This window comes from Streptococcus sp. 27098_8_76 (genome assembly GCF_041432315.1).
In the GTDB taxonomy this organism is placed as follows: Bacteria; Bacillota; Bacilli; order Lactobacillales; family Streptococcaceae; genus Streptococcus.
Genome location: NZ_JAPVZI010000003.1, coordinates 67,274 through 88,007 on the forward strand (window position 1 = coordinate 67,274; position 20,734 = coordinate 88,007).

Consider the following 20,734-nt stretch of genomic DNA (forward strand, 5'->3'; position numbering starts at 1 on the left):
AACAAAAAGAGACCTGTTAATCATAACAAGTCTCGCTGTTTAAGATAGTGCCGGAAAGCATACTTTTCAGTATAAAATTCGGAATGACGACACTATCACAGGTTTCTGCCAGCTACTCCCTTGAGTAGTACTATTATACCAAATTTAGAAAAGTTTTCAAAGAGTAAAAAATGACTTATTTGAATTTTCCCTTGAAAACCAGTATAATGGTAGAATGCTATGTGACTAGAAAGGAAGTTGAATGAAGCAATCTATCTCAAATCTCAAGTTAGCTGAGCGTGGGGCCATTATCAGTATTTCTACCTATCTGCTCTTATCAGCAGCAAAATTGGCTACTGGCCATCTTCTTCATTCATCCAGTTTGGTAGCCGATGGTTTCAACAACGTGTCGGACATCATTGGAAATGTGGCCCTCTTGATTGGGATTCGAATGGCACGCCAACCTGCTGACCGAGACCACCGTTTTGGTCATTGGAAGATTGAGGATTTGGCTAGCTTAATCACTTCCATCATCATGTTTTATGTCGGTTTCGATGTACTTCAGGATACCATTCAAAAAATTCTCAGTCATGAAGAAACGGTCATTGATCCTCTTGGTGCAACTCTAGGAATCATTTCTGCAGCGATTATGTTTCTAGTTTATCTCTACAATACTGGCCTCAGTAAGAAATCCAACTCCAAGGCACTGAAGGCAGCTGCTAAGGACAATCTTTCTGACGCTGTTACCTCACTTGGTACTAGCATTGCCATCCTGGCCAGCAGTTTCAATTATCCCATTGTGGATAAACTGGTCGCTATCATCATCACTTTCTTTATCTTGAAAACTGCCTATGATATCTTCATCGAGTCTTCCTTTAGCCTTTCGGATGGCTTTGACGACCGTCTGCTTGAGGACTATCAAAAGGCTATCATGAAAATTCCCAAGATCAGCAAGGTTAAGTCGCAAAGAGGTCGCACCTACGGTAGCAACATCTACCTTGATATTACACTAGAAATGAATCCTGACTTGTCTGTTTTTGAAAGCCATGAAATTGCGGATCAGGTCGAGTCTATGCTGGAGGAACGTTTTGGAGTCTTTGATACCGATGTCCATATCGAGCCAGCACCTATCCCTGAAGATGAAGTTTTAGACAATGTCTATAAAAAATTGCTGATGCGTGAACAGTTGATTGACCAAGGAAATCAACTGGAAGAACTCTTGGCTGACGATTTTGTTTATATTCGCCAAAATGGAGAACAGATGGATAAAGAGGCCTATAAAGCCGAAAAAGACTTGAATTCAGCTATCAAGGACATCCAAATCACTTCCATCAGTCAAAAGACCAAACTCATCTGCTATGAGTTAGATGGTATCGTCCATACCAGTATCTGGCGTCGCCACGAAACCTGGCAAAATATCTTTCATCAAGAAACCAAAAAAGAATAGAGAAATCCTGTCATGAGACGGGATTTTTCTATTCTTCTAGCTATCAAAGTCACTGAGATACTCATAGCGTTCGTATTTTTCAAGGAGTGCTTCGTTTTTCTCATCCAGTTCTTTTTGGAGAGTAGCCAGCTTACCAAAGTCAGAGCCATTTGCCTGCATTTCCTCTTCAATAGCAGCGATACGATTTTCCAAGGCTTCAATATCACCTTCAATGCTTGCCCACTCCTGCTTTTCTTGATAGGTCATGCGTTTCTTGTCTTCACGAACCTTGACCACTTTCTCCTTTTCAGCCTTTTGCACTTGATTGGCCATCTCTGTTTCAAAGGCTTTTTCATCAAGATAGTCTGTGTAATGACCAAAGAAAGGACGAATCTTACCATCCTCAAAAGCGAGAATCTTGGTCGCTACCTTATCCAAGAAATAGCGGTCGTGACTAACAGTCAAAACTGGACCAGCAAAGCCTTGCAAGAAATTCTCCAAAACTGTCAAAGTTGCAATATCCAAATCATTGGTTGGCTCGTCTAAAAGAAGAACATTTGGTTTTTCCAAGAGCAGTTTGAGGAGATAAAGACGTTTTTTCTCTCCCCCAGACAATTTCTCAATCAAGGTTCCATGCGTCGAACGTGGGAAAAGGAACTGCTCCAGCAACTCTGCAATCGAAGTCGTAGAACCACCGCTGGTCTTGACTTCTTCTGCCACTTCCTGCAAGTAATTGATAACACGCTTGCTTTCATCCAAACCCTCAATTTGTTGAGAGAAATAGGCGATACGAACAGTTTCCCCAATCACAACTTGACCTGCTGTCGGCTCAAGACTTCCTGCAATCAAGTTGAGGAGAGTTGATTTCCCAACACCGTTGTCCCCAACAATTCCAATACGATCTTTAGCCTGTACCAAGAGATTAAAATCTTGCAAAATGGGCTTGTTTTCATAGGCAAAGGAAACACCCTGAAACTCGATGACTTTCTTCCCAATCCGACTGGTTTCAAAGTTCATGGTCAAGTCTGTCTCAGCAACGCCACCTGAGACTTCTTTCTTCAAGTCATGGAAACGATTGATACGAGCTTGTTGCTTGGTTGCACGCGCCTGCGGTTGTCTGCGCATCCAGGCCAATTCTTGTTTGTAGAGTTGTTCTTTTTTGTGGAGAAGAGCTGCATCGCGCTCGTCCTGTTCCGCCTTAAGGCGAACATAGTCCTGATAATTTCCCTGGTACTCGGTCAAGCCTGCGCGATCCAATTCGAAAATCCGAGTTGACAAAGCGTCTAGGAAATAACGGTCGTGGGTAATAAAAAGGACGGTCTTCTTGGAATTTTTCAAAAAGAGGGTCAGCCACTCAATGGTCGCAATGTCCAGATGGTTGGTCGGCTCATCCAAAAGCAAAAGGTCGTGATTGCCAAGTAAGACTTGCGCCAACTGGACCCGTCTTCTTAGGCCACCTGACAATTCCCCAACAGGAGTAGATAAGTCCTGAATCCCCAGCTTGCTAAGAACCGTCTTGACCTGACTCTCAATTTCCCAAGCTTGGAGAGAGTCCATTTCTGCCATGACACGTTCCAAACGTGCCTGCTTGTCCTCACTATAGTTGAGCATGATCAATTCGTACTCACGAATGAGCTGGATTTCCTTGAGGTCGCTAGATAGAACCGTATCCAAGACCGTCTTGCTATCATCAAAATCAGGATCCTGAGTCAAGTAACCAATCTGGTAATCATTCTTAGCTGAAAAAGGACTGACATCCCCATCAAAGCCAGAAACACCAGAAAGAACATCTAAAAGAGTGGTCTTGCCTGTTCCATTGACACCAATCAAACCAATTCTGTCTAGGTCATGGATGATAAAGGAAATATCCTTAAAAACGGTCTTGTCACCGACGGATTTACTTAGTTTTTCAACGATAAAATCACTCATTTTTTCTCCCTCAGATAAGCATGGATGGCTTGACGGTCATTTTCCAATTCTCCATCGACAATGGCATATTCAATCTCTGTTAAAATCTCTCCCAAGTCTGGGCCCGGCTGATAGCCATATTCCTTGATCAAAATACCACCGTTGATTTGGATCTCTTTCTTGTCATGAATGGTCAAACTCTGATAGGTTTCTGTGATGGCTTGTGGATTGACTTCTTTTCCTTGGGCCTGACGAAGATTTTCAGCCTGTAAAAGTAAATCCAAGTCAAAGCGATAACAATCTCGCTTGCTCAATTCTCCCTTTTCACGCAGAGCCAAAATAGTCAGCAAATCCTGAACTTGCTTAGCAAACTGACGTGAGGTCTTCCAAGCTTTCAAAAATGGCTGCGCATTTTCAATCTCCAAAGCCCACAGTAGAGCCGCCCAAGCTTGCTCAGAGGATTTAAAGGTAAAATCAGTCTCCAAATCAAACAGTCTGTTGAGCTTGTCCTGGCTAGATTCCATATCAGGGAGATAGTCATAAGCTTGACTCTCAATCATGGAAGCCAAGCCCCTTCTCCAAAATGGAGCCAGCAAGAGTTTATCAAACTCAACAAAGGTACGCTCTACAGAAATTTTCTCCAAAAGCGGCGTCAATGTCTTCATAGCTTTAAAGGTTTCTGGCTCAAGTTCAAAGCCAAGACTGGCCTGAAAACGGAAACCACGCATAATTCGCAAAGCATCTTCGTTGAAACGCTCACTAGGAACTCCAACCGCTCGCAAAACTTGATTTTCTAAATCTTCTAAACCATGAAACAAGTCAATAATTTCTCCTGCCTCGTCCAAGGCAAAAGCGTTGACTGTGAAATCACGGCGTTTGAGGTCTTCTTCTAGCGAGCGGACAAAGGAGACCGCACTGGGTCTGCGATAGTCCACATAGACATCTTCTGTCCGAAAAGTAGTCACCTCATATTCCTCGTCTCCATCTAAGACCAAGACGGTTCCATGCTCGATTCCGATATCGGCTGTTCGCGGAAAAATCTGCTTGGTTTCTTCTGGATAAGAAGACGTCGCAATATCCACATCATGGATAGGACGATTGAGGAGGGCATCTCGAACAGAGCCCCCAACAAAATAGGCTTCAAAGCCTGCTTCTTTAATTTTTTCTAATACTGGTAAAGCCTTCTGAAATTCAGAAGGCATTTGCGTTAATCTCATAATAAGTGTTCTAATCCATAGACAAGCTCATGACGCTTGACAACTTCTTTAATTCCCAAATTGACCCCTGTCATGAAGGAGCTTCGATCATAGGAGTCATGACGAAGGGTCAATCCTTCTCCCTGATTGCCAAAGATGACTTCCTGATGGGCTACCAAGCCTGGTAAACGAACTGAGTGAATCCGCATGCCATCAAAGTCAGCACCACGGGCACCTGCAATCAATTCTTCCTCATCAGGCGCACCTTGCTGAGTAGACTCTCGAACTTCTGCCATCAACTCAGCTGTTTTAATAGCTGTTCCACTCGGAGCATCCTTTTTCTTATCATGATGAAGCTCGATAATCTCCACATTTGGGAAATATTTGGCAGCCTGCGTCGCAAATTGCATGAGCAAGACAGCACCCAAGGCAAAATTTGGAGCGATCAAACCACCCAAATTTTGTTCACGAGAAAATGCTTTTAGCTCTGCAATTTCTTCACTTGTGAAACCAGTCGTTCCAACTACTGGAGCAAAGCCATTTTCAAGAGCAAAGCGTGTATTTTCATAGGCAACGGCTGGAGTTGTGAAATCTACCCAGACATCCGCTTCAAAGCCTGCTAAATCAGCCTTATCCTTGAAAACAGGAATTCCCTGCCATTCTGATTCAGACTCAAAAGGATCCAAAACTGCTACCAAGTCCAAGTCTGGATCAGCCAAGACCATCTGGCAAGCAGCTTGGCCCATCTTACCCTTAAAACCAGCAATAATTACTCGAATACTCATCTCTACTCCTGTCTAAGATACAAAGGACCTTAGCTGCCCATGAAAAATAGGGAATAGCGCTGACTTTCCACAAAAGGCAAGACAGGCATCTTTTTTCAAGAGGCAGGTAGTCCGTGTTCAATTGCTAAGATACAAGCCATCTTAACTAGTCTAAAAGTACCAACTAAATCACTGGAATATAACCCAGAGCAATACTTCCTGCTCCTAGGTGTGTCCCAATGACACTACCAAATGTAGCTAGTGAAATATCCGTACCCACTCCAGATTCAAGCAAGTGCTGACGCAATTCTTCAGCCTTTTCAGAAGCATTTCCGTGAATGACAATGACTCGGTATTGACCTGAAGCCGTTGCTTCCTTGATAATTTCAATTAAACGCTTGGTTGCTTTCTTCTCAGTACGAACTTTTTCGTAAACTTCAATCACACCTTGATCGTTAAAATAAAGGATTGGCTTAATGCTTAGCAGATTGCCCAAAATCGCAGCCCCATTTGAAAGACGTCCACCTTTCACCAAGTGGTCCAAATCATCTACCATGATAAAAGCTGACGTACGGCTGATTTGAATAGCTAGCTTATCCTGAATAATAGCAAAATCATCGCCCTGGTCGCGCCAGTTAAAGACACTTTCAACCATGATACCCAGCGGAGCACTTGTAATCAAAGTGTCTGGAAAAGCAATGGTTAAGCCCTCATAGTCATCCACCATATACTGGATATTTTGGTAAAAACCTGAAATTCCAGAAGATAGGAAAAGCCCCAAAGCATGGGTATAGCCTTGTTCTTTGAGCAAGGTTAAAATTTCATCTAACTTGGCAATGCTTGGTTGACTGGTCTTAGGCAATTCAGAAGCCTGAGCCATTTTTTGGTAAAATTCCTCAGCAGTCAGATTGATGCCTTCGACATACTCCTCACCATCAATATTGACAGGAATATCCAAGACAAATAAATCTTCTCTCTGTAAGGTCTCTGCACTGAGATAGGCAGAGGAATCTGTGATAACAGCTAGTTTCATATTAGAACTCCAAATTGATTCCTGGTAAGTCTAATGCAATTTCAGTTACTTCGTAAGTCAAACGATTCAACATGTTCAAACATGGACGAGCCAACGTTTCCACTTCTTCTTGGCTCAATTCACTTGGTTCATTGACAATACGACCATCGATATGGTTTACCTGTGAGATTGTTCCACTAATGACAAACTTATCAAATACAATCATAAAGGTCAAGATGACAATCAAGGAAGTCACTTGATTTTCTTGGTCATGTTGGAGCAATTGGAAATTCACATCCACCTTGGTTTCAGGAGCTCCATTTTCATTTTCCCACTCAAAATTACGCGCATCAAAATGATACTGACTAACAAATTCTTGTTCACGTTTAAGATTCATGTCTTTCTCCCTCGGCTACAATATTATAAGCTATTGTACCATAAATTTTTATTTTCATCTAGTTTTCTAGAATTTAGTCAATCCCGATTTCAGCTCGAACTACGTCTGCGATGGTATCAACATAGTAGTCTACTTCTTCTGTTGTAGGCGCTTCTGCCATAACACGCAAAAGGGGCTCTGTTCCACTTGGGCGAACAAGGATACGGCCATTCCCCGCCATTTCAGCTTCCATCTTCTCGATGATAGCCTTGATAGCTGGCACTTCCATAGCCTTTTCCTTCATAGCATTTTCCACTCGAATATTGATTAATTTTTGTGGATAGATGGTTACTTCTGCGGCCAACTCTGATAAGCTCTTACCAGTTTCCTTCATGATTTTAGTCAATTGGACAGCTGATAATTGACCGTCACCTGTGGTATTGTAATCCATCAAAATCACGTGACCAGACTGTTCACCACCAAGGTTGTAGCCTGATTTTCTCATTTCTTCAACAACATAGCGGTCGCCAACTGCAGTGACTACCTTGTTAATACCTTCACGGTCCAAGGCTTTGTGGAAACCAAGGTTGGACATCACAGTCGTCACAATTGTATTTTGGGCCAATTGTCCTTTTTCAGAAAGGTATTTCCCGATAATGTACATAATCTTGTCACCATCGACGATGTCACCCTTTTCATCAACAGCAATCAAACGGTCACTGTCTCCGTCAAAGGCCAAACCGATAGCTGACCCGCTTTCTTTGACCACTTCTTGAAGGGCTTCTGGGTGCGTAGAACCGACATTAAGGTTGATATTAAGGCCATCTGGTGTTTCCCCGATAACCGTCAATTGAGCACCAAGATCTGCAAAGATTTGACGGGCACTTGTAGAAGCTGCTCCATTAGCTGTATCCAAGGCAACCTTCATTCCTTCAAGAGGAGTTCCAGTTGAAACAAGGTAGCCTTCATACTTACGCAAGCCTTCTGGATAATCTACCAAGGTTCCCAAGCCTTCTGCACTTGGACGAGGAAGAGTATCTTCCGTAGCATCTAGCAAGGCTTCAATTTCTGCTTCTTTTTCATCGTCCAGTTTGAAGCCATCACCGCCAAAGAACTTAATTCCATTATCAAGGGCTGGGTTGTGACTAGCAGAAATCATGACACCTGCACTGGCTCCCTCAGTTTTTACCAAGTAAGCTACTGCTGGTGTTGCAAGGACACCAAGTTTGTAGACGTGAATCCCTACAGAGAGGAGACCTGCCACCAAGGCAGATTCTAGCATTTCCCCAGAAATACGTGTATCACGTCCTACAAAAACTTTCGGCGCTTCCGTTTCATGTTGGCTAAGAACATAGCCTCCAAAACGTCCTAGTTTAAAGGCCAATTCTGGCGTTAATTCTACGTTAGCTTCTCCACGGACTCCATCAGTCCCAAAATATTTACCCATTTTTATAAAATCCTTTTTCTATTTTTAATTCGTTTTTGAACTAGTTGCTTTCGTTGACGAAGATGTATCCGACGAACTGCTTGTACTTGAACTTGGCGCTACTGGTTTTGTAGTGACCTTCATTGTTGTATCAAACGGAGTGATAACTACTGGTAAGACTACCCCGTTGCGGTCGATTGCCTGCAAAGGTACTGAGCCACTGTAATTACCTGTTATGCGTTCGCTGGTTGGTAAAAGCGCAATAACTTTGTCAATCTTAGCTAATGTTTCCTGGTCAGTTGTGACCGAAACGCGTTCATTTGACACGGTTACACTATCAAGTTGTAGCTTGGGATCAATCTGGCTTTGGTCAACTTGTGGCACAACAATCATCCCATCTCGCTTAACCTTCTTCCCAACTTTCACTGTGATCTTTTGAGGCGTTGCCACAGCGGTCAATCCACTTGGAAGATTTTCAATATTCAAGGGAACTTCAATCGTTCCAACACTAGCATCTGTTAGGTCAGCAGTAACCTTGAATTTACGTGTGCTTTCTTGCATTTCACTGGCCAAGGTCACACGATTGGCACCTGTCAGTACAACTGAAACCTCTGATGCAAATCCGCTGATGAAATACTGGTCATCATCATAGTGAATATCGATAGGAACGTTCGTTATCGTATTGGTGTAGGTCTCCGATTTGACCTGCCTTGTGGTATTGCTATTTTGAAAGTTGGTCGACGTTGCATAAATGAATAAGACACAAGCAAAAAAGAGAGATGAAATGATATATAGACTATTTTTTCTCATATTTCCAACCTCCTAGCAAACGGTCCTTGAAACTGACTTTTTCCTCAACAACTGGCAAAAGAATTGCTCGTAGCTCTGCTTCAAATTCTTCAATCGTCAAATCATGCTTGAAAACCCCATTGTAGGTAATAGAAATACCACCTGTTTCCTCTGAAACTATGAAGGTCAAGGCATCGGATACTTCTGATAAACCAATAGCCGCCCGGTGTCTGGTCCCAAATTCCTTGGAAATTCCTGTACTTTCTGTCAAGGGCAGATAGGCAGAGGTTACTGCTATTCGATTTTCTCTGATAATCACAGCACCATCATGTAGGGGTGTGTTGGGAATAAAAATATTGATAAGGAGTTCTGCCGAAATTTTGGCATCCAAGGGAATCCCTGTCGCGATGTATTCTTGTAAGGTCCGAACCCGTTGAATGGCAACCAAAGCACCAATCTTACGGGGACTCATGTATTCAACTGACTTAACAAAGGCACGAATCATTTTCTCTTCTGCACTAATTTGAGTAGTAGAAAAGAAATCTGTCGCCCTTCCCAAGCGTTCCAAACCAGTCCGAATCTCTGGAGAGAAGATAACAACCGCAGCAATAACCCCATAAGTGATAATCTGATTAATCAACCAAGAAATCGTTGTTAAACCAAGGATATTGGCCACAACCTGGGCTAATACAAAGATCAAGACTCCCCGTACCAAAATCATAATCTTGGTACCAGCTATCGCTTTTGTAAAACGATATAAAATATAGGTCACAATCAAAATATCAAACAAATTGATGGCAATACTCCAAGGACTAGAAAACAAGCTAGTCCAATATTGCAGGTTGGATAATTGTTGAAAGTTCATCTGCTGTCTCCTCTCTGTCCAAACACGTTCCTTTCTATTATACCATTTTTCTGACATTTTTTTCCCTATCCTACTTCATTTTAAATTAAAGAAAAAATATGATAAAATAAACTGATACTCAATGAAAATCAAAGAGCAAACTAGGAGGCTAGCCGCGGGTTGCTCAAAACACTGTTTTGAGGCTGTGGATAGAACTGACGAAGTCAGTAACCATAGCTACGGTAAGGCGACGCTGACGTGGTTTGAAGAGATTTTCGAAGAGTATGACTAGAAAAAACAAAGGAGAAACCATGTCTCAACTATATGATATTACCATTGTAGGTGGTGGTCCTGTCGGTCTTTTTGCAGCCTTTTATGCCCACCTACGCCAAGCCAAGGTCCAAATCATTGACTCTCTTCCCCAGCTAGGTGGACAGCCTGCTATTCTCTATCCTGAAAAGGAAATCCTAGACGTCCCAGGCTTCCCAAACCTGACTGGAGAAGAGTTGACTAATCGTCTAATCGAGCAATTAAATGGCTTTGATACTCCTATTCATCTCAATGAAACGGTTCTTGATATTGAAAAACAAGAAGAAGGATTTGTCATCACAACTTCTAAAGGTAGTCACCTGTCTAAAACAGTTATCATCGCTATGGGTGGTGGTGCCTTCAAACCACGTCCGCTGGAACTAGAAGGCGTTGAGGGCTATGAAAATATTCACTACCACGTTTCCAATATTCAGCAATACGCTGGTAAGAAAGTGACGATTCTTGGTGGGGGAGACTCAGCTGTGGATTGGGCTTTGGCTTTTGAAAAAATCGCACCAACTACGCTTGTCCACCGCAGAGATAATTTCCGCGCCTTGGAACACAGTGTCCAAGCCTTACAAGAATCATCTGTGACCATCAAGACACCATTCGTCCCTAGCCAACTCCTTGGAGATGGAAAAACGCTTGATAAACTTGAAATCACAAAAGTTAAATCTGATGAAACCGAAACGATTGACCTAGACCACCTCTTTGTCAACTATGGTTTCAAATCTTCTGTCGGTAACCTCAAAAACTGGGGTCTGGACCTCAACCGCCACAAGATTATTGTCAACAGCAAGCAAGAATCTAGCCAAGCAGGTATCTACGCTATCGGTGACTGTTGCTACTATGACGGAAAAATTGATCTGATTGCGACAGGGCTTGGAGAAGCACCAACTGCTGTCAACAATGCCATCAACTACATCGACCCTGAGCAAAAAGTACAACCAAAACACTCTACTAGTTTATAAAAAAGAACCACGAGTCACATAGGATTCGTGGTTTTATAGTTCATCGGCTAATTTATTTATCTTTCTGAGTCTGTGGTTGACGCCACTTTTGGTCAGAGGGGTGCTGAGGCTATCTGCTAACTGCTGGATAGAGTAGTCTGGGTGTTGAATCCGCAACTGCGCCACCTCCTGCAAATCCACTGGCAGATTTTCTAAGCCCATAATATCTTTGATTTTACTGATATTGTTGATGGTCTTCATGCTGGCAGAAACTGTCCGAGCGATATTAGCTGTCTCGGCATTATTGGCCCGATTGAGATCATTACGGGTTTCTCGCAAAATCTTTACTCGCTCAAAATCATCACGCGCCTGCATGGCTCCGATGACAATCAAGAAGTCCATAATGTCTTCGGCTCGCTGGAGATAGGTCACAGCCCCCTTTTTGCGCTCAAGCACCTTGGCATCCAGTAAAAATTGCTGAAGAAGTGAGGCAATCCCTTGCGCGTGGTCCAGATAAACAGAACTGATTTCCAACTGGTACTTGCCTGACTCAGGGTCACGAATGCTGCCATTTGCCAAGAAAGCGCCACAGAGATAAGCGCGGCCTGCTTCCTCATCCGATAAAATTGCCTCATCAATGCCTGTTTCCAGACCAAAGAAGGAGTCTGCCAAATGTAAGTCACTCAATAAATCCTGCACCTTTTCATCTGTAAAAACAGTATAGACCCGATTCTTACGAAGATTGCTTCTTTGGTGGTGGCGAATTTCTGATTTAATTTCATAGAAATGGAGAAAGGATTCATAGAGGTGACGAGCCAGTTTGGCATTTTCTGTCACGACTGACAAGGTCAAGCCTGAAGTCGAGAGACCGATACTGCCAGACATCTTGATAATAGCAGATAATTCATGCCGGCTCAGATGGTGTTGACCTAGTATTTCTTCTTTTACTGCTACTGTGAAACTCATTTTCTCACCTGTATAATCCGCATCAACTCATCCACAATCAAATCCCCATCGTGGAAGGCGCCTCCATTTTCCAGACGAAGGAAGTTGGATGAAATCACGCGCGGAACTTGCTTACAAAGACCAGAAAAATCATGTTCCACCTGGACCAAGTATTCATCAAAGCGATTGGAATTCATGTATTCCTGAGGAACTTTTTCAATATTCACCAAGACAGTATCGATAAAAGGGCGGCCAAGGTGACGATGCAAGACTTCCACGTGATCACTATCTGTAAAGTGTTCTGTCTCCCCACGTTGGGTCATGATATTGCAGACATAGGCGATTTCTGCCTTGGTTTTCAAAAGCGCCTGCCCGATTTCCTTAATCACGATATTGGGCAAAATAGAGGTAAAGAGGGAACCAGGTCCGAGGACAATCATGTCACTTTCAAGAATGGTCTGGACTACTCGACGGCTAGCCAGAGGCGTATCATCGTTGAGGGTATTTGTCACATAAACGTGGTCAATCATGCCTGGATGGTCTGCAATATGGCTCTCTCCAGCCACTTCTGTCCCATCCTGAAAGACTGCATGAAGGGTCAAGGGATGGTCACTGGAAGGATAAATCTTGCCAGTTGTATGGAAAAATTTGCTCAGCAACTGCATGGCATTATAGGTCGAACCCTGCATTTCTGACAGGCCAGCGATAATGAGATTGCCCAATGGATGGCCAGCAAAGGCTCCAGCATCTTCAGAAAAGCGATACTGAAAGACTTTCTCATAAAACTTAGGCATATCCGACATGGCCACAAGTACATTGCGGAGATCGCCTGGCGGTGTCAATTGCTGCATATTTTTTCGGAGTTCACCTGATGAACCACCATCATCCGCCACCGTTACGATAGCAGCAATTTCCACATCTTTTTCACGCAGACTCTTAAGAATGACAGGGATCCCAGTCCCTCCACCAATCACCGTTATCTTTGGTTTTCTCATGAACGGTTTACCGTTTCCTTTCTTCGGTCTTTGTCGCGATGCCCTTCATTAACAGGCCAATTCTTGGATAAGTCCTGCGCCAAGCGTTTAGCAAAGGCCACACTACGGTGTTGTCCACCCGTACATCCCATGGCAATGGTCAAAACGGACTTACCTTCCTTTTGGTAACTTGGCAAAATCGGCTCAATCAAGGCCAACAAATGTTGATAAAAGTCTTCGGACTCTGGATGGTTCATGACATAGTGATACACTGGTTCATCTACACCCGTTTGGTTTCTCAGTTCTGGTAGGTAGTAGGGATTGGGCAAGAATCGGACATCAAAGACCAAATCTGCATCAATCGGGATTCCATATTTAAAGCCGAAAGACATGACTTCGATACGGAAAGACTGGGCTTGTTCTTGGTCTGAAAACTGCTCTGCAAGGGCTTTACGCAGCTCACGAGGAGTGAGTTCAGTTGTATCCACCACATTTTGGCTCATATTTTTCAAAGGTGCCAAGAGCTCACGTTCCAGCTTGATTCCATCCAAAATCCGTCCGTCTGCAGCTAACGGGTGACTCCGTCTGGTTTCCTTGTAACGTGCGACCAATTCCTTATCTGCTGCGTCCAAAAAGAGAATTTTAAAGTCCAGTTCTTCCTTATTTTCCAGCTCATCCAAAACAGCTTGAATCTCTGAGAAGAAAGAACGGCTACGCATATCTACTACCAAGGCCAACTTATGGTCGTCTTCCTTTGTTTCCACCAACTGCAAAAACTTAGGCAAGAGAGCTGGTGGCATATTATCAATGGTAAAATAACCTAGATCCTCGAAGGACTGAATGGCTACAGTTTTTCCCGCACCACTCATTCCTGTCACAATCACCAAGTGAAGTTGTTTCTTTGTCATCTTTTTCTCCTTATATCAAAAGAAGTTTGGCAGAACCAAACTTCAACTAGCTTATCCAATCTCTGCGATGACTTCGATTTCGACTTTTACATCACGAGGAAGACGAGCTACCTCTACTGCTGAACGAGCTGGAAATTCCTCTTTAAAGGCCGTTTGGTAAACCTCGTTAAAAGGAACAAAGTCGTTCATATCGCTCAAGAAACAAGTTGTTTTGACAACATGGTCAAAGTCTGTTCCTGCTTCTGCCAAAATAGCACCAATGTTTTTCAAGACTTGTTCTGTCTGTTCTTGGATAGTCTCTCCTACGATTTCCCCAGTTTCAGGAGATAGGGGAACTTGACCACTAGCAAACAAAAGGTTGCCAACGATTTTTCCTTGAACATATGGTCCGATAGCCTTTGGAGCTTTGTCTGTATGAATTGTTTTTGCCATTTTCTTTTCCTCACAATTTTTCTAAGATTGCATCCCAAGCCTCATCCATCCCTGCCTTGCTGACAGATGAAAAGAGAATGAAATCATCACTTGGGTCAAAATTTAATTTCTTCTTGATTGCTGATTCGTGCTTGTTCCATTTACCACGAGGAATCTTGTCCGCCTTGGTCGCAACGATGATAACCGGAATCTCGTAATACTTGAGAAATTCGTACATCTGGACATCATCTGCTGACGGGTCATGGCGGAGATCCACCAAACTGACTACTGCACGGAGATTTTCTCGAGTTGTCAGATACTCCTCAATCATGCGCCCCCACTTTTCACGTTCCTTTTTGGAAACACGGGCATAGCCATAACCAGGCACATCCACAAAACGCATCTTGTCATCGATATTAAAGAAGTTGAGAAGCTGAGTTTTACCAGGTTTCCCTGAAGTTCTCGCTAGATTCTTGCGGTTCAGCATAGTGTTGATAAAACTAGACTTGCCAACATTTGAACGCCCTGCTAGGGCAATCTCTGGTAGTTCATCCTGCGGATAGTGGGATTTATTGGCCGCACTGAGCAAGATTTCAGCATTGTGTGTATTAAGTTCCATAATCACCTCTAGGCTGTCTCTAGGATTGGTTTATCCGTTCCATCGACAGCTTCTTTTGTGATGCGAACCAATTTCACATTTTCCTGACTCGGTACTTCAAACATAACATCTAGCATGGTTTCTTCGATAATCGAGCGAAGTCCTCGCGCCCCTGTCTTACGTTCGATAGCCTTATTGGCAATTTCTTGAAGGGCTTCATCATCAAATTCCAACTCGACATCATCATAAGATAACAAGGTTTGGTATTGTTTCACCAAAGCATTTCTTGGTTCTTTCAAGATGCGAACAAGGTCATCAACGGTCAATTGCTCAAGAGCTGCAAAGACAGGCAAGCGCCCAATCAACTCAGGAATAATCCCGAATTTTTGAATATCTTCTGCGATGATTTCTTGCATGTAAGAGCTATTTTCATCAATCGCCTTATTATTTTGACCAAATCCAATGACTTTTTCACCCAGACGTTGTTTGACAATTTCTTCAATGCCATCAAAGGCACCACCCACGATGAAGAGGATGTTCTTGGTATCCACTTGAATCATTTCTTGTTGTGGATGTTTGCGTCCACCTTGAGGTGGTACGCTGGCAACGGTTCCCTCGATAATCTTGAGAAGGGCTTGTTGCACCCCTTCACCAGAAACATCACGTGTAATTGACACATTCTCACTCTTCTTGGCAATCTTGTCAATTTCATCCACATAGATAATGCCACGCTCTGCACGTTCGATGTTAAAGTCAGCAGCCTGCAAGAGTTTGAGGAGGATATTTTCCACGTCCTCTCCCACATAACCAGCCTCAGTAAGAGCTGTCGCATCTGCGATGGCAAAAGGAACATTCAAGCTCTTGGCTAAGGTCTGAGCAAGGAAAGTTTTCCCTGAACCAGTTGGGCCAATCATTAAGATATTTGACTTCTGCAAATCCACATCTTCTGACTCTTCACGCGTATCGTGGAAATTGATACGTTTGTAGTGGTTATAAACTGCTACTGCCAAGGCACGTTTGGCACGATCTTGACCGATTACATAGTGATTCAATATGTGGAGGAGTTCGATTGGTTTTGGAACTTCTGACAAGTCTGCCAAGACTTCCTCAGCCAACTCCTCCCGAATGATTTCCTGAGCCAACTCCACACATTCATTACAGATAAAAGCGTTGTTCCCAGCGATTATTTTTTGTACTTCTTCTTGGCTTTTGCCACAAAATGAGCAATAAACCATCATATCATTATTCCTAGTTGTAGGCATGATTTCCTTCCGTTCTATTCTATACTATCATTCTATCTAAAATAAGGTCATGTAAAAAGCATGGATACTATTGACCAAATTGGTAAAGGCATTTAACAAGAGTAGGACAGAAAGTCCATAACGCTTTTTACGAAAAGCCTGTGCTCCTGCAAGCAAGCAGACCAAACACAGCATGGCTGTGAAAAAACCAAATATACTACGTTCCATTAGACTTCCTTTCTCTTGCGGTATTGGATGGTAAAATCATAAGGATTCTTTTCATCTTTGCTATAGGATTTGCTTGAAACTGTCTCAAAAAGAGACAAGTCAAACTCCTCAGGGAAATAGGTATCTCCCTCCACCCGAGCATGAATTTGAGTCAGAATCACTTCGTCAAGGTAGGGTTCAAAAGCCTGAAAAATTTGCTTCCCACCAAGAATATAGAGATTTTTGTCTTGACCCTGATACCAGCCCAGAACAGACTGGACATCATGAAAAGTAACAACCCCGTCTAGCTTTTCTTCCAAGTTACGTGTTAAAATCAAGGTCTCCCGTTTTGGAAGCAGGCGACGCCCCATCCCATCAAAGGTCACACGCCCCATCAAGATAGCATGATTCAGAGTTGTTTCTTTGAAGTGTTGCAATTCTGCTGGCAAATGCCAAGGCAGACGATTGTCCTTACCAATCACACCCTCTTCATCCTGGGCCCAAATAGCTACGATTTTCTTAGTCATGCTTCCATCCTTTTCACTGATAGTACTATTTTATCAAAAAACTCAAAAAAAGACTGGTTTGGAATAGCTTACAGAATAGAAAAAAATCCGTAAGAGACATCCTACAGATTTTTATATGATTATTCTATTTCTTACAAACCAGGTGCTTGTCCAAGTTCTGCTGCAATCATCCAAACTGTTTTCTCAAGTTCAGCCTTAGCACCAACAAAGATATCGTTTGTAACATCATCGCCTTCTTCGTCAGTCACATCCAAAGCTTTTTGGAAAAGAGTGATGAGGTAGCGATAAATAGCTAGAACACGTTCCAAGCTTTCTTCAACGTTACGGAATTCTCCTTCTTCTTCTTCGATTTCACTGTGTTGAAGGAATTCTGTCAAAGTTGAGAATGGGCTACCACCAAGTGTAATCAAGCGTTCGCTAATTTCATCCAATTGACCATCAAGAGCTTCCATGTACTCATCCATTTTTGGATGCCATACAAGGAAACCACGACCACGCATATACCAGTGCACTTGGTGCAAAGCAACGTGGGCTACATACAAATCAGCAACAGCTTGGTTCAAGACTTCCTTAGTTTTTGCCAATGCTACTGGCGCTGCTTTTGTCAATGATGTTACATCTTTTACTGCTTCTTTCTTCAATTCTACCATTTTCTTTACCTCATTCATTATTATTTGTAACCACTTCTTACTGATTACTACCTTAGTATACTACTAAGGAAAACCAATAGCAAGCCAAATGACTCACATGAGAAAAGTTGCAATAGACTGATAATTTAAGAATTTTTAGAATAAAACACAGTCCCTTTCAAACTCTCTTAACTGCGACAAAATAAAGAAAAAGGGGATGCAATTTTCTTGCACACTCCTTTCTCAAACTTATATCTTAATACCAAACGCTGACGTCAACACGACCACGAATTCCTTTTAAGTATTCAGATGAGGTATATTGCCATCCTTTTTCACCTGAATAATGAGGATTTGTCCAATCAAGCGCATCAGTATAAGCAGCAACCCAATTGACATGTTGTAAAATATCAGGATGATTCAAACGAGTTTGCAAAAGTTGACGGTAGCTATAAACATTCACATTTTGATAACCAGCCTGTTTCATTGTTGCCATATACTTGTTGATAATCTTGACCCAGGTTCCAGTATCACTGGGAGCTCTCTTGGTCTTATTGCCATATTCCCAGTTCTCAACATCGTAGTAGATAGGGTAAGACAAGTTCATCTTGTATTTTTTCAAGAGTTCAACGGTTTGATTAGCATCATTCTCAGCATCGGTCTCATTTTCAGCATAGGTATAGAGATAGACACCATAAGGAATTCCCAGACGATTTAACTCCTTAATGTTATGCGCCAATTCCTTGTCTTCTTTACCGCTATAACCTAGACGAACAATGACACCATCTACTTCATTTTCATCAATAACCTTTTTCCAATCATTGATACGGCCATTGTGCTCACTAATATCAATAACTTTCTTAGCATGTTCGGTTCCAACTTGCTCTTCTCTATTATTAAAGAAATAGCGTTTACCATCTCTGTGAACCCAGCCGACATTCAAATCTTTCTTTTCTTTGAGCTCACCAGAGGCCGCAAAGATATAGCGAGCACCATCCATAATCACTTCGTCAGTCGCCATGGCACCACTTCCAGTCAAATAGTAGTTTCCTTGCCACTCATTCCGAGCCATATAACCCCACTTCTTAAAATAGTACCATTTACCGCCCACTTTTTGCCACTCTTGGTTGGCATAAGTTCCATCGGATTTTAGATAAAAATAAGCAGAATAAGCCGGATCATAAAGCCATTCATTTTGCATCATGGCACCTTGACCATTCAAGAAATAACTTCCTTGCCATTGGCTTTTAGCCATGTAACCCCACTCCTTGAAGTAATACCACTTATTTCCAAGCAATTGCCATTCTTGATGAGCATAAGCCCCATCTGACTTGAGATAAAACCAACTCTTGTAATTACTGTCATAGATCCACTCGTTTTGGGCCATATATCCACCTGATTTCAGGTAGTAATTTCCATGCCATTCATTCTGCGCGTAACGACCATCTGAATTAATATAAAACCAAGCCTTATAGTAGTTGTCAAAAATCCATTCACTTTGAGCTTTAGAACCATCAGCCTTTACATAATAATCCCCATCCCAGTGGGCAGAGACACTGTTTCTCTGTTCATTGCTACTAGTTGATGAAGTTCCTGTTGATAGACTAGATTTTTCTGAAACTGTGCTTCCACTTGTTTCATCTGCCGCAATTCCTGAAACTCTTGCGCCAAGTAAGCAAAGACTTGCTAGCCCTATACATACAAATTTTGTTTTCAATCTTTCCTCTCCTATAAAAAATGGAACAGGCACCTGAATGCTGTTCCACCTAGCTTTTGCTACTGATTATTTTACAAAGTCAAGCAAAGCCAAGAAGCTTTCTGCTTCAAGTGACGCACCACCTACAAGGGCACCGTCAACGTCTGGACAAGCCATGTATGAAGCAACGTTCTCAGGTTTAACAGAACCACCGTATTGAACACGAACTTTGTCTGCAACTTCTTGACCGAAGTCAGCAGCTACAACGTCACGAACAACTTTACACATTTTTTGTGCATCGTCTTGTGAAGCTGATTTACCAGTACCGATAGCCCAGATTGGCTCATAAGCGATAACTGAGGCAGCAACTTGTTCAGCAGTCAATCCAGCCAATGCAGCAGATACTTGAGCACCTACGAATTCAGCAGCTTTACCAGCTTCGTAAGTTTCAAGTGACTCACCACAACAGATGATTGGAAGCATACCGTTCGCAAAGATTGCTTTTGCTTTTTTGTTGATATCTTCGTCAGTTTCATGGAAGTAGTCACGGCGTTCTGAGTGACCGATAACAACGTAGTCAGTACCGATTTCTTTCAAAACTTGTGGGCTAGTTTCACCAGTGAAAGCACCTGCATTTTCAAAGTAGCAGTTTTGAGCAGCAACTTTAAGGTTTGAACCTTTTGCAGCAGCAAGAACAGTTGTCAAATCAAGAGCTGGAGCAGCGATACCTGCTTCAACAAGATCTGATGAAGGAAGTTTTGACGCAACTGCTTCAACGAATGCTTTAGCTTCTTCTGGATTTTTGTTCATTTTCCAGTTACCAGCGATAAATGGTTTACGTGACATTTCACATACCTCTTTTTTCAATTTATTTTCTATTTATTTTATCACAATTAGACACAGCTTGCAAATCTTACTCGGATTTCAAGCCTGCTTGCATGGATTAATCCTTCCAAAGATCCATGGCATTTCTGAAATCTGCCGATACCTGTGTCAACTGAGGATTGCTTGCTTCTCTTTCTGCCCGCTTAGCCTCGATTTGAGCCACACTCTTGATACCTTCATGGCGCCAATTTCTCAAAATGGCCTGAATGTACTTCCAATTTGCTTTTCCATTCAAAACAGCTTCACGAAGAGCTTCCTTAATCAAGTCAGCACTGGTTCCATCTTCCTTTAGCGTCTTGGTCAAATCCTCAATTTCAAAAGGAGTCAATAAGCGCCCCAACTCCTGCTGGAAGGTTTCCACCAAATCCTTGAGCTGATTTTGAGGTGTCAACTGGTCTGAACTTGAATGAGCGACTCCAAGTAAGTCATCCAAACGTTCCAAAGCCAAACTAGCATCAAAAAGCAATTCGATTTCACCATTCAATTCAATCGTTCGATACTGAAGCAGTCCCCTTTCCGTCAGATTAGAAATAGCCTGATTGACATCCGAAATTTCCTTGCCAATCCTGTCAGCAATCTGACTTGGAGACATTTCTTCCAAGCCTGTCGTATTTTGCAAATAGAAAAATTGCCAGACTAGAAAATCGTCGCTAGAAGGAAAGAGTTCCTTAAAATGCAAGAGCAGGACACTCGGTAAAACCAAGTTCCCTGATTTAAAAGCGTCTAAATATGTCATA

Annotated in this window: 22 protein-coding genes; 2 read left to right on the top strand and 20 right to left on the bottom strand. The window is 42.5% G+C overall.

The window, feature by feature from the left end; genetic code table 11:
• The first annotated feature begins 241 nt into the window (after positions 1 to 241).
• Positions 242 to 1,426: a CDF family manganese efflux transporter MntE gene (mntE, locus tag O3636_RS02785; RefSeq protein ID WP_371641600.1), complete on the top strand. Its 1,185-nt coding sequence runs from the start codon at positions 242 to 244 to the stop codon at positions 1,424 to 1,426.
• A 36-nt stretch (positions 1,427 to 1,462) separates the two neighbouring features.
• On the opposite strand, the gene O3636_RS02790 is transcribed toward mntE, so the two are convergent.
• The 8 genes from O3636_RS02790 to cdaA all read right to left on the bottom strand — a co-directional run bounded on the left by O3636_RS02790 (position 1,463) and on the right by cdaA (position 9,741).
• The gene (locus O3636_RS02790) at positions 1,463 to 3,334 is read right to left on the bottom strand and encodes an ABC-F family ATP-binding cassette domain-containing protein (RefSeq protein WP_261044463.1); all 1,872 of its coding nucleotides are present in this window, start codon (positions 3,332 to 3,334) and stop codon (positions 1,463 to 1,465) included.
• Positions 3,331 to 4,530, bottom strand: coding sequence for a CCA tRNA nucleotidyltransferase (locus O3636_RS02795; protein WP_314725697.1), 1,200 nt, complete (start codon positions 4,528 to 4,530; stop codon positions 3,331 to 3,333). Before O3636_RS02795 ends, O3636_RS02790 begins: the two co-directional genes overlap by 4 nt.
• Positions 4,527 to 5,294 (bottom strand): 4-hydroxy-tetrahydrodipicolinate reductase, encoded by a 768-nt coding sequence (dapB, locus tag O3636_RS02800; RefSeq protein ID WP_371641602.1) that lies wholly within the window; start codon positions 5,292 to 5,294, stop codon positions 4,527 to 4,529. The genes O3636_RS02795 and dapB overlap by 4 nt, the downstream gene beginning before the upstream one ends.
• A 163-nt stretch (positions 5,295 to 5,457) precedes the next feature.
• A complete protein-coding gene (locus O3636_RS02805; protein WP_371641604.1) occupies positions 5,458 to 6,306 on the bottom strand; it encodes a DegV family protein in 849 nt (282 codons plus the stop codon).
• A gap of 1 nt (position 6,307) precedes the next feature.
• Positions 6,308 to 6,682 carry a DUF1149 family protein gene (locus tag O3636_RS02810; protein WP_001050087.1) on the bottom strand — a complete coding sequence of 125 codons (375 nt, stop codon included), beginning with the start codon at positions 6,680 to 6,682 and terminating at the stop codon, positions 6,308 to 6,310.
• Between the two features lie 73 nt (positions 6,683 to 6,755).
• Positions 6,756 to 8,108 carry a phosphoglucosamine mutase gene (glmM, locus tag O3636_RS02815; protein ID WP_371641606.1) on the bottom strand — a complete coding sequence of 451 codons (1,353 nt, stop codon included), beginning with the start codon at positions 8,106 to 8,108 and terminating at the stop codon, positions 6,756 to 6,758.
• Positions 8,109 to 8,132: 24 nt separating this feature from the next.
• On the bottom strand, positions 8,133 to 8,897 hold the full coding sequence (locus O3636_RS02820; protein ID WP_261044466.1) for a CdaR family protein: 765 nt from the start codon (positions 8,895 to 8,897) through the stop codon (positions 8,133 to 8,135).
• The gene (gene cdaA / locus O3636_RS02825) at positions 8,884 to 9,741 is read right to left on the bottom strand and encodes a diadenylate cyclase CdaA (RefSeq protein WP_371641608.1); all 858 of its coding nucleotides are present in this window, start codon (positions 9,739 to 9,741) and stop codon (positions 8,884 to 8,886) included. The genes O3636_RS02820 and cdaA overlap by 14 nt, the downstream gene beginning before the upstream one ends.
• Positions 9,742 to 10,031: 290 nt before the next feature.
• Here cdaA and O3636_RS02830 point away from each other — a divergent pair, with 290 nt between their 5' ends.
• Complete coding sequence (locus O3636_RS02830; protein ID WP_050201372.1) at positions 10,032 to 11,000, top strand: NAD(P)/FAD-dependent oxidoreductase; 969 nt, start codon at positions 10,032 to 10,034, stop codon at positions 10,998 to 11,000.
• A 33-nt stretch (positions 11,001 to 11,033) separates the two neighbouring features.
• Here the strand turns inward: O3636_RS02830 and whiA are convergent, their stop codons facing one another.
• The 12 genes from whiA to O3636_RS02890 all read right to left on the bottom strand — a co-directional run bounded on the left by whiA (position 11,034) and on the right by O3636_RS02890 (position 20,733).
• Positions 11,034 to 11,945 (bottom strand): DNA-binding protein WhiA, encoded by a 912-nt coding sequence (gene whiA / locus O3636_RS02835; protein WP_049540853.1) that lies wholly within the window; start codon positions 11,943 to 11,945, stop codon positions 11,034 to 11,036.
• On the bottom strand, positions 11,942 to 12,919 hold the full coding sequence (locus O3636_RS02840; RefSeq protein ID WP_371641611.1) for a YvcK family protein: 978 nt from the start codon (positions 12,917 to 12,919) through the stop codon (positions 11,942 to 11,944). Before O3636_RS02840 ends, whiA begins: the two co-directional genes overlap by 4 nt.
• A complete protein-coding gene (rapZ, locus tag O3636_RS02845) occupies positions 12,916 to 13,806 on the bottom strand; it encodes an RNase adapter RapZ (protein WP_000163051.1) in 891 nt (296 codons plus the stop codon). Before rapZ ends, O3636_RS02840 begins: the two co-directional genes overlap by 4 nt.
• 51 nt (positions 13,807 to 13,857) lie before the next feature.
• Complete coding sequence (locus O3636_RS02850; protein WP_001140420.1) at positions 13,858 to 14,238, bottom strand: RidA family protein; 381 nt, start codon at positions 14,236 to 14,238, stop codon at positions 13,858 to 13,860.
• Between the two features lie 10 nt (positions 14,239 to 14,248).
• Positions 14,249 to 14,836, bottom strand: a complete 588-nt coding sequence (gene yihA, locus O3636_RS02855; RefSeq protein ID WP_000422605.1) for a ribosome biogenesis GTP-binding protein YihA/YsxC — start codon at positions 14,834 to 14,836, stop codon at positions 14,249 to 14,251.
• Between the two features lie 8 nt (positions 14,837 to 14,844).
• Positions 14,845 to 16,077 (bottom strand): ATP-dependent Clp protease ATP-binding subunit ClpX, encoded by a 1,233-nt coding sequence (gene clpX, locus O3636_RS02860; RefSeq protein WP_025169664.1) that lies wholly within the window; start codon positions 16,075 to 16,077, stop codon positions 14,845 to 14,847.
• A gap of 36 nt (positions 16,078 to 16,113) precedes the next feature.
• On the bottom strand, positions 16,114 to 16,284 hold the full coding sequence (locus tag O3636_RS02865) for a hypothetical protein (RefSeq protein ID WP_042901356.1): 171 nt from the start codon (positions 16,282 to 16,284) through the stop codon (positions 16,114 to 16,116).
• Positions 16,284 to 16,790 carry a dihydrofolate reductase gene (locus tag O3636_RS02870; RefSeq protein ID WP_125416215.1) on the bottom strand — a complete coding sequence of 169 codons (507 nt, stop codon included), beginning with the start codon at positions 16,788 to 16,790 and terminating at the stop codon, positions 16,284 to 16,286. Before O3636_RS02870 ends, O3636_RS02865 begins: the two co-directional genes overlap by 1 nt.
• 131 nt (positions 16,791 to 16,921) lie before the next feature.
• Complete coding sequence (locus O3636_RS02875; protein WP_371641613.1) at positions 16,922 to 17,440, bottom strand: DNA starvation/stationary phase protection protein; 519 nt, start codon at positions 17,438 to 17,440, stop codon at positions 16,922 to 16,924.
• Between the two features lie 235 nt (positions 17,441 to 17,675).
• A complete protein-coding gene (lytC, locus tag O3636_RS02880) occupies positions 17,676 to 19,166 on the bottom strand; it encodes a choline binding-anchored murein hydrolase LytC (protein ID WP_371641615.1) in 1,491 nt (496 codons plus the stop codon).
• 33 nt (positions 19,167 to 19,199) lie between these two features.
• Positions 19,200 to 19,958, bottom strand: coding sequence for a triose-phosphate isomerase (gene tpiA / locus O3636_RS02885; protein WP_000087893.1), 759 nt, complete (start codon positions 19,956 to 19,958; stop codon positions 19,200 to 19,202).
• Between the two features lie 97 nt (positions 19,959 to 20,055).
• Positions 20,056 to 20,733, bottom strand: coding sequence for a DnaD domain-containing protein (locus O3636_RS02890; RefSeq protein WP_371641616.1), 678 nt, complete (start codon positions 20,731 to 20,733; stop codon positions 20,056 to 20,058).
• Between the last annotated feature and the right edge of the window lies 1 nt (position 20,734).

Excerpts from the sequence above, each read along its gene's own strand:
- mntE (WP_371641600.1), top strand. The coding sequence starts at position 242 with ATGAAGCAATCTATCTCAAATCTCAAGTTAGCTGAGCGTGGGGCCATT.
- O3636_RS02790 (WP_261044463.1), bottom strand. The coding sequence starts at position 3,334 with ATGAGTGATTTTATCGTTGAAAAACTAAGTAAATCCGTCGGTGACAAG.
- O3636_RS02795 (WP_314725697.1), bottom strand. The coding sequence starts at position 4,530 with ATGAGATTAACGCAAATGCCTTCTGAATTTCAGAAGGCTTTACCAGTA.
- dapB (WP_371641602.1), bottom strand. The coding sequence starts at position 5,294 with ATGAGTATTCGAGTAATTATTGCTGGTTTTAAGGGTAAGATGGGCCAA.
- O3636_RS02805 (WP_371641604.1), bottom strand. The coding sequence starts at position 6,306 with ATGAAACTAGCTGTTATCACAGATTCCTCTGCCTATCTCAGTGCAGAG.
- O3636_RS02810 (WP_001050087.1), bottom strand. The coding sequence starts at position 6,682 with ATGAATCTTAAACGTGAACAAGAATTTGTTAGTCAGTATCATTTTGAT.
- glmM (WP_371641606.1), bottom strand. The coding sequence starts at position 8,108 with ATGGGTAAATATTTTGGGACTGATGGAGTCCGTGGAGAAGCTAACGTA.
- O3636_RS02820 (WP_261044466.1), bottom strand. The coding sequence starts at position 8,897 with ATGAGAAAAAATAGTCTATATATCATTTCATCTCTCTTTTTTGCTTGT.
- cdaA (WP_371641608.1), bottom strand. The coding sequence starts at position 9,741 with ATGAACTTTCAACAATTATCCAACCTGCAATATTGGACTAGCTTGTTT.
- O3636_RS02830 (WP_050201372.1), top strand. The coding sequence starts at position 10,032 with ATGTCTCAACTATATGATATTACCATTGTAGGTGGTGGTCCTGTCGGT.
- whiA (WP_049540853.1), bottom strand. The coding sequence starts at position 11,945 with ATGAGTTTCACAGTAGCAGTAAAAGAAGAAATACTAGGTCAACACCAT.
- O3636_RS02840 (WP_371641611.1), bottom strand. The coding sequence starts at position 12,919 with ATGAGAAAACCAAAGATAACGGTGATTGGTGGAGGGACTGGGATCCCT.
- rapZ (WP_000163051.1), bottom strand. The coding sequence starts at position 13,806 with ATGACAAAGAAACAACTTCACTTGGTGATTGTGACAGGAATGAGTGGT.
- O3636_RS02850 (WP_001140420.1), bottom strand. The coding sequence starts at position 14,238 with ATGGCAAAAACAATTCATACAGACAAAGCTCCAAAGGCTATCGGACCA.
- yihA (WP_000422605.1), bottom strand. The coding sequence starts at position 14,836 with ATGGAACTTAATACACACAATGCTGAAATCTTGCTCAGTGCGGCCAAT.
- clpX (WP_025169664.1), bottom strand. The coding sequence starts at position 16,077 with ATGCCTACAACTAGGAATAATGATATGATGGTTTATTGCTCATTTTGT.
- O3636_RS02865 (WP_042901356.1), bottom strand. The coding sequence starts at position 16,284 with ATGGAACGTAGTATATTTGGTTTTTTCACAGCCATGCTGTGTTTGGTC.
- O3636_RS02870 (WP_125416215.1), bottom strand. The coding sequence starts at position 16,790 with ATGACTAAGAAAATCGTAGCTATTTGGGCCCAGGATGAAGAGGGTGTG.
- O3636_RS02875 (WP_371641613.1), bottom strand. The coding sequence starts at position 17,440 with ATGGTAGAATTGAAGAAAGAAGCAGTAAAAGATGTAACATCATTGACA.
- tpiA (WP_000087893.1), bottom strand. The coding sequence starts at position 19,958 with ATGTCACGTAAACCATTTATCGCTGGTAACTGGAAAATGAACAAAAAT.
- O3636_RS02890 (WP_371641616.1), bottom strand. The coding sequence starts at position 20,733 with ATGACATATTTAGACGCTTTTAAATCAGGGAACTTGGTTTTACCGAGT.